Here is a 15,306-nt window from a genome sequence, read left to right as displayed (position 1 = left end):
CAGGGTGTTTTGAATCAGTTCCGGATCGCTTTCCTGTTGTGTGGGTGCCGGGAAGCGTGCGGGCAGCGGTTTACCCGCCATCGAGCCGAGTTTTGGCACCGCCGCCAGCAACGTCTGGGTATAAGGCGCCTGCGGAGAACGGAATATCGCGTTCACTTCCCCCGTTTCCACACTGTTGCCCTGATGCATCACCAGCACACGATCAGCAATTTCACGCCACCACCCCATGTCATCGCCGTGATAAAAATCACCCCCATCTGCATCTCTTTTTGCAGCACCCGGATCAGTTGCAGAATTTGCGCCTGAATGGTGACATCCAGCGCCGTGGTCGGTTCGTCGGCAATCAGCAACGCAGGTTTACAGGAGAGTGCCACCGCAATCATCACCCGCTGGCGCATACCGCCGGAAAGCTGATGCGGGTAACTGTCGAGAATATTTCTGGCTTCGGGAATCCGCACCAGATCCAGCATCCGTAATGCTTCCGCACGGGCTGCCCGGTGATCTTTATTTTGGTGCAAGCGGATCGATTCGGCGATTTGCTCCCCCACCGGGAAGACCGGATTGAGCGACGTCATCGGCTCCTGAAAAATCATCGCCATATCCGCGCCGCGCAGGTTACGCATGGCGGGCTGCGTGGCGTTCATCAGATCGACTATCTCACCGTTACGGCGGCGCAACTGCATTTCACCTTGTGAAATCTTCCCGCCGCCCTGTTCCACCAGCCGCATCAGCGCCAGTGAAGTCACTGATTTTCCGGAACCCGATTCGCCAACAATCGCCAGCGTTTCACCGCGTTTTACCTGAAAACTGAGATGACTGACCGCCTGAATGACCTGCCTTTCATGGGCAAACTGCACGCTAAGCTGGCTGACGGCAAGCACGTGTTCGGGCGGCAGAATAAGAGGACCGTTCATCGGGCTGTTCATGAACGGTAAATGCTGACGACGGGCGCATCGCCCACACGGGCGAATCCACGGTACATGCCTTCGCTGTTGAAAGGCAGCACCACATTGCCAAATTTATCCACCGCAATCATCCCGCCGCTTCCCTCCAGGGGCAGCAGTTTTTCCTGCACAACTTTATGTGTGGCCTCTTCCAGTGAAAGGCCGGCGTATTCGATAAGCGCGGCCACATCATAGGCCGCCACCGTACGCATAAACACTTCGCCGGTACCGGTGCTGGAAATCGCCACCGTATTATTGCTGGCGTAACAACCTGCGCCAATAATCGGCGAATCGCCGACGCGTCCGGCCTGTTTGTTGGTCATACCGCCAGTGGATGTGGCTGCCGCCAGATTGCCCAGCGCATCCATCGCCACCGCACCGACGGTACCGAATTTATGTTCAGGATCCAGCGGGTCAGGGTCGTTAAGCGAAGCGCCGTCGTGATCGAGCATGACACCCTGATCAGCGGCGATGGCCCGCTGCAACTGATCGTAACGTTCCTGGGTGAAAAAATAGTCCGCCCCGACCATTTCCTGGCCGTGCTCGCGGGCAAAGGCTTCCGCGCCCGCCCCGGTGAACATCACATGGGGGCTGACTTCCAAAATTTTGCGGGCGGTCAGGATCGGGTTACGGATATGATTCACGCCACTGATGGCTCCGGCATCGAGCGTCCGGCCATCCATAATGCAGGCGTCTAACTCATGCGTGCCCTGATGGGTAAAAACAGCCCCTTTTCCCGCATTAAATAACGGACACTCTTCGAGCAGACGCACCGCCTCGGTGACCGCATCCAGTGCACTGCCGCCGGAGGCCAGAATAGCCTGTCCGCAGGTGACTATTCTCTCCAGTTCGGCTAAATAAAGTCGTTCTTTTTCAGCGCTCATTGCCGCGCGGGTAATCGCCCCTGCACCACCGTGGATCGCAATAACCGGCCGCTTCTTGTCCGAAACGGAAGCCGCTGAATTATCAGTAGAAAAACTCATTAGCGCTGCACCTTTCGATGTTGTATTTATGTATAGGAAAATGTTGAGCTGTTTTTGACTATATTTAGCCCGCAACAGTATGTAAAGCGGAAATGTCGCACCATCAAAAAGTCGCTAATTGCTTAGATTGTTTAGGAAAAACAAATGCTGCAATTGAATATACCTGCGGGACAAATGACCAAAGAACAGCAATAATAAACGTCTTAACTACGGATAAAAGCATCTCTGGATAAGCTTTCCGCCGCTTTTTTATTTTCTCTTTTTAGGAAATCAGTTTATGGAAACTGTTTATAACCGCCGTCGGATTAATGTGATCTCATGGCTCAGCTATTTCTTTACCGGTGGACTGGTTTCCACTCTGGGCATTGTTATCGGGCCGGTGGCTACTGCATTTAACAAAGATCCGGGCTTTATCGGTCAAATGTTTTCCTTAATGAACATTGGCCTGTTCCTGCCCATTATGATCAGCGGCATTCTGATGCGTAAGTTTGATCTGGGCAAACAACTGATGACCGGCTCTTTCATTTCCGTGCTGGTGTGTATCGCGCTGTTTATCATGCCGTCTATTACACTGTTCGGCGTGGGTGTGTTCCTGATCGGCGCCACGGCGGGCCTGATGATGTCTATCGGCAGCTATCTGGTCGTACGTATTAATGACGATCCGAAAAAACGTTCCGCGAACCTGATCTTTACCGACTTCTTCTTCGCGCTTTCCGGTATGACGCTGTCGCTGGTGCTGGGTTTCCTGTTCAAACATGGCGCAAGCTGGCTGGCGATGTACGGCATCATGGGTGTCCTGAGCCTGCTGATGATTTTACTGTGCGCGGGTCAGAAATTCCCGAATGTTCCGCAACCGGTTAAAAACGAATCGACGCACAACGTGGTGAAAGAGCCATGGGGCATCGCGGTATTCTTCCTGTGTATTGCGCTGTTTGCTTTTGTCTTCACCGAGCTGGTCTTCACGCTGTGGATGCCAAGCTGGCTGCATGAGCACTTCAATATGGAAACGGACCGTGCCGCGATTTACATCACCACCTACTGGATGGTGAAAGCGATTGGCCTGTTCCTGAACCAGTTCACCGTGCGTTTCGTGAAACTGCGTACTTTCCTGCTGATTTCCGTGATTGTCGGCATGGCAAGCCTGGCGGTGCTGACCACCAGCAATTCGCCGACGCTGGTGCTCGTCGCCGTGGGTCTGTTCGGTTTCTGTAACTCAGGAATGTTCTCCGGTCTGATGAGCTACGGCAGCCTGCAGGTGAAAAACTCCCCGCCAACGCTGACCTCTGCGCTGCTGACCACCAGTTCCGTCGGCACGCTGATTTTCGCGTCCTTCTCGTCTTTCATCTACAACGAATACGGTTTGTTCTGGGCGCTGAATATCGCGACCATTTCCTATGCGTTGCTGGTGCTGATGGTGGTACTTGCCGGCCTGAAGAGCAAAGCAGAGAGAATTAACCACGAAGTCAGTGCACACTGAAACGTTGTTTGAGTAATAAAAATCCGACCTCATTTTTGCGGTCGGATTTTTTGTGTCCATCCGTTCGATAATATATACACACCTCGAAACAATATTATTACCCCCTATTATTTAATCCTCATTATTCATTACGTTAACGCCCACATATTACACATTCATACACATCTTAAATTAAGCATACCTTAATATACAATTAATAACCTAAAAAATAAATATGCGTAGAATGTCCGCCAGACTCTTTAAAAAATTCTGACGGGACGAAATATAAAATGGGAAATAATCCGGAAAAATGGAAAACTGTAGCACTTAGATTAATAAAGCTGACCCCTCTGGCGATATCTATCTCTCTGGCTAATTACGCGCTTGCAACAGATATTAGTGATAAAGATGAATTTGGCAATGTGACAAATTTACCCGTGTTAGATATCAGCGGAATGGTCCTCTTTGACCTTTCCACCGAAGGATATCTGGATGGCGTAAATGCAACCACCTGGTCGGAAGGCATCACTTCCAGTATTCCTGCCTTTTATATTCATGATGGTGGCGCACTGACACAGTCAGTTGCGGCACCGGTGACGATCACCACTCAGGGCTCTTTAACTGATGCGATGCTCATTAACCGTGGCGGAAGCGTTGATTTACTCGGACCGCTTATTATCAACACTTACGGCCAAAGTAAAGGCATTATGATGGAAGGAATAGGAACCTCTTTCCTTTCTAAAAATGATGTTACCATAAATACCTATAATAACAGCACCCCCGGATTCACGGTGAATAATAATGCCACCGCGACGATTGCCGGCACTCTGTATATTAATTCAATGCAGAACGGCTCTGATGGTCTGGTTATCCAGAATGGGGCAAAGGGCACAATCAATAAAGTCAATGTCACTACTGCGGGTGATTATTCAGAAGGTATTATTTTAAACAACATCAATTCCAGCCTGCACAAGAGGAACGACGTTCTTATCACGGGAAGTGGTAGCACAGTGACCACCCACGGTAAGCATACCAATGCCTTATATGCAGAAGATAACGGGTTTATTCTGTTTTCTAATGACGCGATAATTACCACCACGGGCGAGGACTCGCGGGCGATTTATTCCACCCGTAATGCCGGTGTATTAATGAACGGGGGTTCTGTTAATACAGAATATGCAGGCAGTACGGCGATCGAAAGTAATCAAAATAGCTACGTCACCTTAGTGAACACTGACATCCATTCCGCAGGCACGGCGATAAGCTCAAACGAAAACTCTGTTATCTCGGTATTCAATGGCAATATCAGCAGCGGCAATACCACCAGCGGCATAGAAATCAGTCATCAGGGCAACGTTAACCTTAACCAGGTCGTGATGGAAAATGCACTGTCGGACCAACCGCTGGTTGACCTGATCACTTCCTACGCCACACCTGATTATGCCTACGGTGGCACACTGGACGTCAAAAACTCCCGGCTTGCGGGTAAAACCCAGGGCGTACACGCCACCGAAGGCGAATGGGCCGTCACACTGGATAACAGTTCCCTGAATGCCGCCGATGCCTTTGTCGTTGCCGGAAGCAACAGCAACCAGATTGCCGACCTTTCGGTCAACGCCAGCAACGGCAGCATCATTAACGGTAACCTTATTGCGTTAAGCGCAGATGAAGACCCGATCGCCAGCCAGCTGACGCTCAATTTGCTTAACTCAACCTGGCAAGGCAGCGCGATGAATGGCACGGAATTTTCTTCTGCTTCTGCCGGTACGATTAATATTGATGCTCAGGACAGTCAGTGGCTGATGACCGATTCCTCGCGCATCGACTCACTCAACATGAATAACGCCAGCGTTCAGTTTTCCGGACAAGGTGATTATAAAACGCTGGAAACGCACAATCTGTCAGGCAAGGGTACGTTCTTTATGAATACGTCGCTGGAGCAAGATGCGCAGGGAAACAGCACTGGCGATCTCATTCATGTTACGGGCAACGCGTCCGGGCAGTTCGGATTACATATCTCTGCGTCGGGTAAGGCAGCACAGACAATTAACGACGGAATACGTGTCGCTCAGATTGATGATGCCAGCCGTCATAATGGCCTGTTCAGTCTGGAAAACAGCGTCAGTATCGGCGCTTACGACTATTATCTTTTTGAAGGAAGCAAGGATGCCACCGGCGATATGAATGACTGGTATCTGCGCGCTGAAATCCCAACACCTGACGCGCCGGTTCCTGATGTCCCAACGCCAGATAATCCGACACCGGATGTTCCTGCGCCTGCCCCGGCTACACCAGACACTTACCGTGGCGAAATCCCCAGTTATATCGCAGCACCTTATCTGAACTTGTATTATGGCATGCGTATTGCTGGCACGCTGCACGAGCGTATGGGCGATACAGAAACCTACGGCAAAGGCTACAACAATCGCGCATGGGCGAGAACCGGCGGAGAACACACTTCCTTCGATGCGGGACGTTTTGGGTACGACAGTGATTACTGGTTCGCGCAATTCGGAACCGACTTATATCAGGATGAACTGAAAAACGGCACACGCGTCCACGCTGGCATCATGGCGACATTGGGCAACCAGAGTACCGACACGCAGGATCAGGTGCGCACGTTGGCGGGGAAAAGTGCGGATGCTGGCTCAGTGCGCAGTGATGCCTACAGCGTTGGCAGCTATTACACCCGATATGCACAAGATGGCGCTTACGTTGACCTTGTCGGCCAGTTCACATGGTATCGTAACCAATATGAGAGCCTGCATGATACGAAACAGGACAGCTACGGCGTATTGCTTTCTGCTGAAGCAGGTCAACCCTATGCCGTCAGCACCAACTGGAAAATCGAACCTCAGGGGCAGATCATTTATCAGTATCTGAATGCAGAAGATTTCAGCGATGAAATTTCTGATATCTCCGGCGTTTCAGTGAACCAGGGCACAGCGCGTGCCGGGTTGCGTTTGTTACGCGACCAGGCAGAAGATAAAGCCAGTGAAAAATTCAAACCTTACCTGACCGCCGATGTACTGAGTAATTTCTCGGATTCACCGGATATCAATGTCGGCGGAATCGATGTCAGTACAACGGATTTTTCCGATCAATACTGGCAGACCGGCGCGGGCATGACGGCGCAACTCGCACCGAATACCTCGGTGTATGCTGATGTGAAATACGTCAAAGGGTTTGACGGCGATATGGAAGGCTACGTCGGCCATATTGGGATCCAGGGGCGTTTTTAATTCAGGTCTCTGAATCACACGCATAAAAAAGGGAAGGCATCAAAGCCTTCCCTTTTCTTATTTCGTTGCTGCGTTTAAAGCTGCGGGCAACGCTGCAAACTGTTTAGCCAGGATGTTTCAGGCTGAGCGGCCAGACGACGCGCACGTCCGTGGCGGCGTAAAATCAATCCTTTGTCCTGCATTTCACTCAGATCGCGTCTGATCGTTTCGAGACTTACATCCAGCGATTGTGCCAGTTCGCTTACCTGTAGCACTTCATGTTGTTCAACCAACTGAAGGATGGCCTGATGGCGATTTTTTTTAAGCACCGGTTATTCCTGTTTATATGACAGTTATGTGACGAAGGTCACAAATAACGGTAACTATAATACCTGCGTTACATTGTTAATTTTGGGATCGATCTCAATTTTTCAGGAATCCGCGCAGAATTTTTACGCCTTCGGCGCTTTTTGGTTCGCTGCGTTTCTCTGTCATACTATGCGCATGCTCCATTTCCCTGCCCGGCACCGCTGAAAATACCTGCTACGCCGGGACGAATGACTAAGGATTTTTTATGGAATTCAATACTGCCGGTCTGATCTCACTTGACGAAGCGCTGGATAAAATGCACGACTGTGTACCGCCTAAAACAAGTCAGGAGGCCGAATCCCTGCCACTTGCTGGCGCCGCGGGCCGCATAACCGCCGCACCGGTGCTTTCACCGGTTTTTGTGCCACCTTTTGATAACTCCGCGATGGATGGCTATGCCGTACGTTGCACAGACTTGCACGACGGCGCGGTGTTCCCGGTCGCGGGCAAAGCCTTTGCCGGTGCGCCTTTTCATGGCGAATGGCCTGCCGGAAGCTGTATCCGCATCATGACCGGTGCGCCAGTTCCCGCCGGTGCCGACGCAGTAATCATGCAGGAACAGGCTGAAGTTTCAGATGCAGGAGTACGTTTCACTGCAACAGCGCAAAAAGGCCAGAATATCCGCCTGACCGGAGACGACATTAAACAGGGCGACAGCGTGCTGCCTGCCGGTGTACGGCTCGGTGCGGCAGAATTACCGCTGCTGGCCTCGCTGGGCGTCACCCACGTCAAGGTGTGGAAACCGCTGAAAGTCGCCGTATTCTCCACCGGCGATGAACTGCAACCGGTGGGAACGCCTTTGCAGGAGGGGCAGATTTACGATACCAACCGTTTCGCTGTGCGCCTGATGCTGGAACAACTGGGCTGTACCGTCCTGGATTTAGGCATTATTCGCGATAATCCCCTGGCGCTGCGTAAAGCCTTCGAAGAAGCCAATGCGTTTGCCGATCTGGTGATTTCCAGCGGCGGCGTATCGGTCGGTGAAGCCGATTACACTAAACAGATTCTGGATGAACTGGGTGAAATTGGTTTCTGGAAGCTTGCCATGAAACCGGGCAAACCTTTTGCTTTCGGTAAACTGGAAAGCAGCTGGTTCTGCGGTTTGCCGGGGAATCCGGTGTCGGCAGCACTGACGTTTTATCAGCTGGTTCAGCCATTTATTGCACAGTTGTCCGGCCATACGGCCTGGCAGTTCCCGCCACGCCTGAAGGCAAAAGCGGTGACACCCTTGAAAAAATCCCCCGGACGTCTCGATTTCCAGCGCGGTATTTTCAGCACCAGCGCCGAAGGACAACTGGAAGTGCGCACCACCGGCCATCAGGGTTCGCACGTATTCAGCTCATTCAGCCAGGCCAACTGTTTTATCGTGCTTGAACGCGGGCGCGGTAACGTGGCCGCAGGCGAAATCGTTGAAATCGAACCGTTTAACGCCCTGCTGCGGAGCTGAATATGCCTCAACTGCCGGAACTGACGGACGCTGAAACCCTGCGTTATAACCGCCAGATCGTTCTGAAAGGGTTTGATTTTGACGGCCAGGAACAACTGAAAGCCAGTCATGCGCTGATTGTCGGACTGGGCGGTTTAGGCTGTGCCGCTGCGCAATATCTGGCGGCGGCAGGCACCGGTACGTTAACGCTACTGGATTTCGACACGGTCTCGCTGTCAAACCTGCAACGCCAGACGCTGCATACTGACGCCCGGATCGGCATGTCGAAAGTGGAATCCGCCGCAATGGCGCTGGCGGCAATCAATCCGCACATCGTCATTCATCAGATTAATACACAGGCCAGCGACGACATGCTGCGTGACCTGATCGCCGCCTGCGACGTGGTGGTCGATTGCACCGACAACGTCACCACGCGCAATCAGCTGAACGGTGAATGTTACTCGCAGAAAAAACCGCTGGTTTCCGGGGCCGCCATCCGCATGGAAGGTCAGCTCAGCGTGTTCACTTATCAGCCGCAGGAACCCTGCTACCGCTGCCTGAGCCGGTTATTCGGTGAAAACGCCCTGACCTGTGTGGAAGCCGGTGTGATGGCACCTTTAGTCGGCACCATCGGCAGTTTACAGGCGATGGAAACCATCAAACTGCTGACAAAATTTGGTGAAACCCCGCGTGGAAAACTGCTGATGTTCGACGCCATGACGTTGCAGTTCCGCGAAATGAAACTGATGAAAGACCCGCATTGTGAAGTGTGTGGGGATTGTTGAATCAGTAAATTCAGACACAAAAAAACCGCCTTTATCGGCGGTTTTCTATTTTTTATGACACCCAAAACAATTCGCAAAATCATTCGCGTTATATCAAGGCGGCAACTGCACGAATCCCCGGGAGCTTACATCGGTAAGTGACCGGGGTGAGTAAAGGCAGCCAACGCCGAGACAACGTGAAGGATGCAGCGAATTAACTATTGATGCCCTGGCTACGCAGATAATCTTCGTAATTACCCGAGAAATCAATCACGCGGGTCGGCGTCATTTCCAGAATACGGGTTGCCAGCGAGCTGACGAACTCACGGTCGTGGGAAACGAAGATCAGCGTACCTTCATACATTTCCAGCGCCATGTTCAGCGATTCGATGGATTCCATATCAAGGTGGTTGGTTGGTTCATCCATAATCAGGATGTTCGGACGTTGCATCATCAGTTTCCCGAATAACATACGACCTTTTTCACCACCGGAAAGTACTTTCACTTTCTTCTTGATATCGTCCTGACCGAACAGCAGACGGCCTAACACACCGCGTACGGCCTGCTCGTCGTCTTTCTCGGATTTCCACTGGCTCATCCAGTCAAAGACGTTCAGGGTGTCATCGAATTCATATTCGTGATCCTGCGCGTAATAACCGATCTTGGCGTTTTCAGACCATTTTACTGAACCGCTTTCCGGTTCATGCTCACCGACCAGCGTTTTCAGCAGCGTTGATTTACCGATACCGTTGGCACCCAGAATCGCGACTTTCTCGCCCACTTCAAGCATCAGGCCGAGATTTTTAAACAGCGGACCGTTGTCGAAACCTTTGGTGATTTTTTCCACTTCCAGCGCATTACGGAACAATTTCTTGTCCTGCTCGAAGCGCATGTAAGGGTTCTGACGGCTGGATGCTTTGATTTCATCAAGCTGAATTTTATCAATCTGACGGGCACGGGAAGTCGCCTGTTTAGATTTGGAGGCGTTCGCGCTGAAGCGGCTGACGAACGATTGCAATTCAGCAATCTGAGCTTTCTTCTTGGCGTTATTGGCGCTGAGAAGTTCACGAGCCTGCGTCGCCGCCGTCATGTATTCATCGTAGTTGCCCGGATAAACACGCAGTTCGCCATAGTCGAGATCCGCCATGTGCGTACACACCATGTTCAGGAAGTGACGGTCATGGGAAATGATGATCATGGTGCTGTTACGTTCGTTCAGCACCTGCTCCAGCCAGCGAATAGTATCGATGTCCAGGTTGTTCGTCGGTTCGTCGAGCAGCAGGATTTCCGGGTCGGAGAACAGCGCCTGCGCCAGCAAAACACGCAGTTTAAAGCCCGGGGCGATTTCGCTCATCGGGCCATAATGTTGCTCGACAGGGATCCCCACGCCCAGCAGCAATTCACCCGCACGGGATTCTGCGCTGTAGCCGTCCATTTCGCCGTAAGCGACTTCCAGATCAGCCACTTTGTAGCCGTCTTCTTCGCTCATTTCCGCCATCGCGTAAATACGGTCGCGCTCTTCCTTCACTTCCCACAATTCGGTGTGGCCCATGATAACGGTGTCCAGCACGCTGAACTGTTCGAAGGCGAACTGATCCTGGCGTAATTTACCCAGACGCTCATTCGGGTCCAGCACAACGTTACCGCCAGAAGGCACTAAGTCGCCACCGAGGATCTTCATGAAAGTGGACTTGCCACAACCGTTCGCGCCAATCAGGCCGTAACGGTTACCGCCGCCAAATTTCACGTTAATATTTTCAAATAACGGCTTGCTGCCGAATTGCATGGTGATGTTGTAAGTACTTAGCACAACGCTCGCTCTTAATTGGGAAATGTGATTTGGCGCGCATTATGCCACAACAGCGCGTCAGGATCGCCTGTAGTTGTGGTCATTTTTCACTCAACAGCTAAAAAAAATGCTTAATGTGCGACTTTTCAGAAAGCAATAAAAACAAAAAACCCGGCCGGAGCCGGGTTTGTCGTACAACCGCTGAAATCAGAAGTTGTAGCCAATCACGCCGTAGTAACCCCAGCCGGTGGACTTCACATCGAAGTTACCGTTACCGAAGTTCAGTTCAGCGCCGTCAGCCCACTGGCCGCCGTTGTGGAAGTAACGCGCCACGAACGAGTAATGCCAGTGTGTGTAGTTCAGCGACAGGATATGGCTGGAGGCGATAGAGTTGTTAGAACGCGCTTTGTTGCCGTTCAGATCACGGAAATCGTCATCACCCAGTGAGGAGCCCCAGTCGAAGTTGGTGAACCCGATATAGCTCAGGTTGCCACCCCACAGTTGCGTCAGAGGAACGAAATATTTCACTTTGAAACGGTAACCGTCCCAGCTGTTTTCATTCGCTGCGCCGTAGTTTTCCCACTGGTATTTCGCATACACGTTCAGAGACAGGCTCATCGGCAAACCGGTGTCGATGTCGGTGCCCAGCCCCATGTACCAGGTATTTTGACGGTTATCGCTATCCGGACCCATGTCGTAGATATAGTTGTTCGCGAAGTACCATTCTTTGAACGGACCGAAGCTCAGATCAGTACCGGTCAGCTTATCAATAGAGAAACGCGGTTCGATTTCCATAAACAGCGGAGAACCGTTTTTATCCCAGATACCGGTGTCATTACCATTACCGGCGCCGAAGGTTTTAGGAATATCGATATAACCGTAGAAATCAAACCAGTCTTTGTGCGCAAACGCTTCATATTCAAGGTAAACATCGTTACGCAGCGTAGGCCCGAAACGGGTATCGGCGCTACCTACAACGTTGACACTTTGGTGCCACCAGTCAGAAACAAATTCGCCCTTGCTATCATCAGCGAGCACGGTCGCGCTGTAGGACAAAGCCATCAAAGCGCCTGCTGCAATAATTTTATTTTTCATATTTTTACCAGAAGCGGGGGGTGGAACAACGCCTTGCCACTTTCAGACGTTGCATAAAACAAACCCTAAAACTGTGATCCGCAACCGATTGCTGCACATAGTGCAAAAAACCTGCAATTACCAGTTACTTCCTACAAGAGTCGACTTTTCTTAGCTAATAAATAGATTTGGTCAAGGTTTGTCAATTTCTGTTTCATTCCGATACATCTCCAATGTGACATTCATCACATTTATCTTTCCGTGCGCTTTTATTCAGTACGGACTGAGGCAAAAAGTTATCGTTGATAAAATGACCATTCGTTATTTGTCATGCTATAATCATGACAAATAACGGTGCGGAGGCACACATCATGAATTCAAAAATTACCGGGCTGTCTTCCAGCTCTGTGCAAGATTCTGCAACGCCGCTTTGGCAATCTGCGGGCCTTCCCGCAAGCAGCGGAATCAGTTTGATAAATGCCATACAAAAGGGATTTCCGGTTGATAGTATCAGCCGTCTTAATACTGAGCTGGGATGGCCAAAAATGGTGTTACTGGAAATCATGGGCATTAACGAACGCAACTATGCCCGGCGTAAAGCCGGGAACGGATTGCTAAAAAGTGAAGAGAGTGAACGTGTGGCGCGACTGGTTCGCATCGTGGATGCCGCAACTGATTTGTTCGAAGGGGATCGTGTCTCGGCGCTCGAATGGTTCACCCGCCCTGCTCCGGCACTGGATGGTTCACGTCCGCTGGAACTGCTGTCTTCTGAAGCGGGTGCTGTGGAAGTCAGCCGCCTGATTGGTCGTCTCCAGCACGGTGTCTTCAGTTGAAGCTGTTTCGTATCGTGCAGACCCGCCATCTGGCGACAGCCTGGTCGGGAGCCGGCGCGCAACTTTATGGCGGTCGCTGGAATCCGCCAGGCAGGCCGGTCGTCTATGTCACCACCAGCATCTCACTGGCTATCCTGGAAATTCTGGTGCATTTGCAAAACAGCATGCTGATGCGTTCCTATACCTTGCTGAGTATTGAGGTGCCAGAGGAACTGCTGGATACGCTGGAAGTTTCAGAACTTGCCGCCGACTGGCGAAGCGCATCGGTGCCTGACAGCACACAACGTCAGGGTGACGTCTGGCTTGCAGAAGGTGAATATGTCGGGCTGAAAGTGCCGTCAGTGATTGTGCCGTCGGAATACAACGTATTACTTAATCCGCTACACCCGTCTTTTGCCGATTTACTGAGTTCAGTAGAACGCGAGCCCATGATGTTTGACCCGCGCCTGCAATAAAGCGCGGGTCTGCTCTCTGTCAGGAAATCACTCTGCTTTCCGGTTGCTGCGATAAATGAGTGCCAGTGCGATGATCAGGCAGGGAATAGCCGCAATCCGGTGCCATGACAGCGCGATCTGCGGATTATCCAGCCAGCCGAAATTATCAATCAGCATACCCATTGCCAGTTGTCCGAGGATTACCGCGACCGTTGCCACCGCCGTTCCGACACGGGGTACCGCTGTCACCATCACAATGATGTAAGGCACGCCAAATAATGCGCCCGCGAGTTGCCACTTCGGTACGGTGAGCAAGGTTTGTGGCTGTGGTGTTTGCAAAAACAGCACCAGCACTGCGGTAATGGCAGCCCCGACGCTGAACGTCAGGAATGCGCTTTTCAGTACGCCCACTTTCCCGCCTAACTGCCCGTTCACCGCCGCCTGCATACTCAGCGCGGCACCGGCCACAATGGCCAGTATTATCATCATCAGTTCAGTCATGGTTCAGTCCCAGGCAATCAAAACAAGTGCAGCAACGATAAACAGCAGCGCCAGCAGGCGTTCGCCGCCGACTTTTTTGTGCGGTGTACCAAACCAGCCGTAATGGTCGATCAGCACGCTTTTCGCCACCTGCCCTGACAAAATCGCAATCATGGTCATACCGATACCAATGACTGGCGTCGCGAGCGTCAGCACCACGACATAGACCGGGCCGAGCACGCCACCCAGCAATGTCCAGCCCGGTTGTTCATTGAATGACGGCGCATTACGCGGGCTGAAAAACAGCACCAGCAGGCCGGTGAGCACCGCACCCACACCAAAAATACTCAGCGTGGCCCACAGATGGCCAACCTCCGTTCCCAGCGGACCAATCAGCCCGGCCTCCAGTGAAAGCCCCATCCCCGCCAGAACGACCAGCGGAATTAACATCAGATTCATCATTGCCCTGCTTTCTGTTTTTTCGAAGCGGCGACTATAACGTGACAGAACTATGCGAAAAACAGCACAATCAGGAAAATACCTTTGCGGGATACGCACAGATGAAAGGTTTTAATCAGATCAATATTCAGGCATTACGGCTGTATGTCGCGGTACTGGATCAGGGCAGTTTCTCTGAGGTGGCGCGGCGTGAGGCGATGTCGCCGTCAACCGTATCGCGGGTGATTTCCCAGCTTGAACAGGCATTACAGACGCAACTGCTGTATCGCAACACACGCGCCGTCAGCCCGACAGAATCCGGCAAACTGCTCGCCGGTCATGCGCGACAGGTGCTGACACAGCTGGATCTCGCCACGCTGGATTTGCAGGAGCAGGACAGCGAACCCGGCGGACTGGTGCGCATCAATGCGCCGGTAGTTTTTGGTCAGCGCCATCTTGCGCCGTGGTTGCATGAGCTGAGTACACGTTATCCGCGCCTGAATATCGAGCTGATGCAGACCGACGATTTTATCGACCCGTTGCAGGACAGCGTTGACTTGCTCATCCGTATTGGCGTGATGGCGGACTCCACCCTGCAGGCGCGCACGCTCGGCCATCAGAATTTTCGCCTTGCCGCCAGCCCTGCTTATCTGGCCCGCGCAGGAAAGCCGGAAACACCGGAGGATTTAGCCAGTCACAGTTGCCTGGTGTTCAAAGGATTTGCCGGTCCGCAACGCTGGTACTTTCGTCAGCCGGAACAGGAATGGCATTCGATGACCCTGCGGGGATTACTGACCAGCAATAATGCGGAAACCCTGACGCAGGCCGGGATCGACGGCATGGGGCTGGTGGTGTTCCCCACCTGGCTGATTGGCGATGCCCTGCGCGACGGTCGGCTGGTCAGCGTACTGGAAAATTATCAGGTATCGACGTCACCGGAGCCGCAAACCATCAGCGCGCTGTATCCGAACAGCCGCCGCCCGTCGATCAAAGTCAGGGCTGTGATTGATTTTCTGCTGGAGAAATTTGGCAGTCCGGCGTACTGGGAAAGGTAAACATATCCGTCTTCTGAGTTGCCATTAATACCCCCTCCCC

The 15,306-nt window shown here is 52.1% G+C and carries 13 protein-coding genes and 1 pseudogene; 7 read left to right on the top strand and 7 right to left on the bottom strand.

The genetic code is table 11. The features are described 5' to 3' along the window. Positions 1-926, bottom strand: a pseudogene (locus tag UC14_RS20585) (ATP-binding cassette domain-containing protein); the annotation flags it as partial. Continuing rightward, complete coding sequence (locus UC14_RS20580) at positions 923-1,927, bottom strand: isoaspartyl peptidase/L-asparaginase family protein (RefSeq protein ID WP_112198341.1); 1,005 nt, start codon at positions 1,925-1,927, stop codon at positions 923-925. The pseudogene UC14_RS20585 and the gene UC14_RS20580, both read right to left, overlap by 4 nt. Positions 1,928-2,204: 277 nt before the next feature. Between UC14_RS20580 and tsgA the strand changes: the two genes are divergently transcribed. Together tsgA and UC14_RS20570 are read left to right on the top strand one after the other, a co-directional pair. Continuing rightward, positions 2,205-3,404 (top strand): MFS transporter TsgA, encoded by a 1,200-nt coding sequence (gene tsgA, locus UC14_RS20575; RefSeq protein WP_013574731.1) that lies wholly within the window; start codon positions 2,205-2,207, stop codon positions 3,402-3,404. Between the two features lie 401 nt (positions 3,405-3,805). Then, positions 3,806-6,625 (top strand): autotransporter outer membrane beta-barrel domain-containing protein, encoded by a 2,820-nt coding sequence (locus tag UC14_RS20570; RefSeq protein WP_232829716.1) that lies wholly within the window; start codon positions 3,806-3,808, stop codon positions 6,623-6,625. A 74-nt stretch (positions 6,626-6,699) separates the two neighbouring features. On the opposite strand, the gene UC14_RS20565 is transcribed toward UC14_RS20570, so the two are convergent. After that, a complete protein-coding gene (locus tag UC14_RS20565) occupies positions 6,700-6,933 on the bottom strand; it encodes a DeoR family transcriptional regulator (RefSeq protein ID WP_013574728.1) in 234 nt (77 codons plus the stop codon). A gap of 245 nt (positions 6,934-7,178) precedes the next feature. Here UC14_RS20565 and moeA point away from each other — a divergent pair, with 245 nt between their 5' ends. Next, positions 7,179-8,420 (top strand): molybdopterin molybdotransferase MoeA, encoded by a 1,242-nt coding sequence (moeA, locus tag UC14_RS20560; RefSeq protein WP_112198339.1) that lies wholly within the window; start codon positions 7,179-7,181, stop codon positions 8,418-8,420. A gap of 2 nt (positions 8,421-8,422) precedes the next feature. After that, positions 8,423-9,184 carry a molybdopterin-synthase adenylyltransferase MoeB gene (gene moeB / locus UC14_RS20555; protein WP_013574726.1) on the top strand — a complete coding sequence of 254 codons (762 nt, stop codon included), beginning with the start codon at positions 8,423-8,425 and terminating at the stop codon, positions 9,182-9,184. Between the two features lie 193 nt (positions 9,185-9,377). Here moeB and UC14_RS20550 read toward each other — a convergent pair whose 3' ends face one another. Both UC14_RS20550 and UC14_RS20545 read right to left on the bottom strand, forming a co-directional pair. Next, entirely contained in the window at positions 9,378-10,973 is a 1,596-nt protein-coding gene (locus UC14_RS20550; RefSeq protein WP_013574725.1) for an ABC-F family ATPase, read from the bottom strand. A gap of 186 nt (positions 10,974-11,159) precedes the next feature. After that, a complete protein-coding gene (locus UC14_RS20545) occupies positions 11,160-12,047 on the bottom strand; it encodes a nucleoside-specific channel-forming protein Tsx (RefSeq protein ID WP_013574724.1) in 888 nt (295 codons plus the stop codon). 350 nt (positions 12,048-12,397) lie between these two features. Here UC14_RS20545 and UC14_RS20540 point away from each other — a divergent pair, with 350 nt between their 5' ends. Beyond that, positions 12,398-12,859, top strand: a complete 462-nt coding sequence (locus tag UC14_RS20540) for an antitoxin Xre/MbcA/ParS toxin-binding domain-containing protein (protein WP_013574723.1) — start codon at positions 12,398-12,400, stop codon at positions 12,857-12,859. Further along, positions 12,856-13,314, top strand: coding sequence for an RES family NAD+ phosphorylase (locus tag UC14_RS20535; protein ID WP_112198338.1), 459 nt, complete (start codon positions 12,856-12,858; stop codon positions 13,312-13,314). Before UC14_RS20540 ends, UC14_RS20535 begins: the two co-directional genes overlap by 4 nt. Before the next feature lie 27 nt (positions 13,315-13,341). Here UC14_RS20535 and UC14_RS20530 read toward each other — a convergent pair whose 3' ends face one another. Both UC14_RS20530 and UC14_RS20525 read right to left on the bottom strand, forming a co-directional pair. Further along, positions 13,342-13,794, bottom strand: a complete 453-nt coding sequence (locus tag UC14_RS20530; protein ID WP_013574721.1) for a DMT family transporter — start codon at positions 13,792-13,794, stop codon at positions 13,342-13,344. A 3-nt stretch (positions 13,795-13,797) separates the two neighbouring features. Then, positions 13,798-14,232 (bottom strand): DMT family transporter, encoded by a 435-nt coding sequence (locus UC14_RS20525; protein ID WP_013574720.1) that lies wholly within the window; start codon positions 14,230-14,232, stop codon positions 13,798-13,800. Between the two features lie 101 nt (positions 14,233-14,333). Here UC14_RS20525 and UC14_RS20520 point away from each other — a divergent pair, with 101 nt between their 5' ends. After that, positions 14,334-15,266, top strand: a complete 933-nt coding sequence (locus tag UC14_RS20520) for a LysR family transcriptional regulator (RefSeq protein WP_041673052.1) — start codon at positions 14,334-14,336, stop codon at positions 15,264-15,266. Positions 15,267-15,306: the final 40 nt, after the last annotated feature.

It is taken from the genome of Rahnella sp. NRRL B-41462, from assembly GCF_003263525.1.
In the GTDB taxonomy this organism is placed as follows: Bacteria; Pseudomonadota; Gammaproteobacteria; order Enterobacterales; family Enterobacteriaceae; genus Rahnella; species Rahnella aceris.
This window is presented reverse-complemented; position numbering and strand designations above follow the sequence as displayed.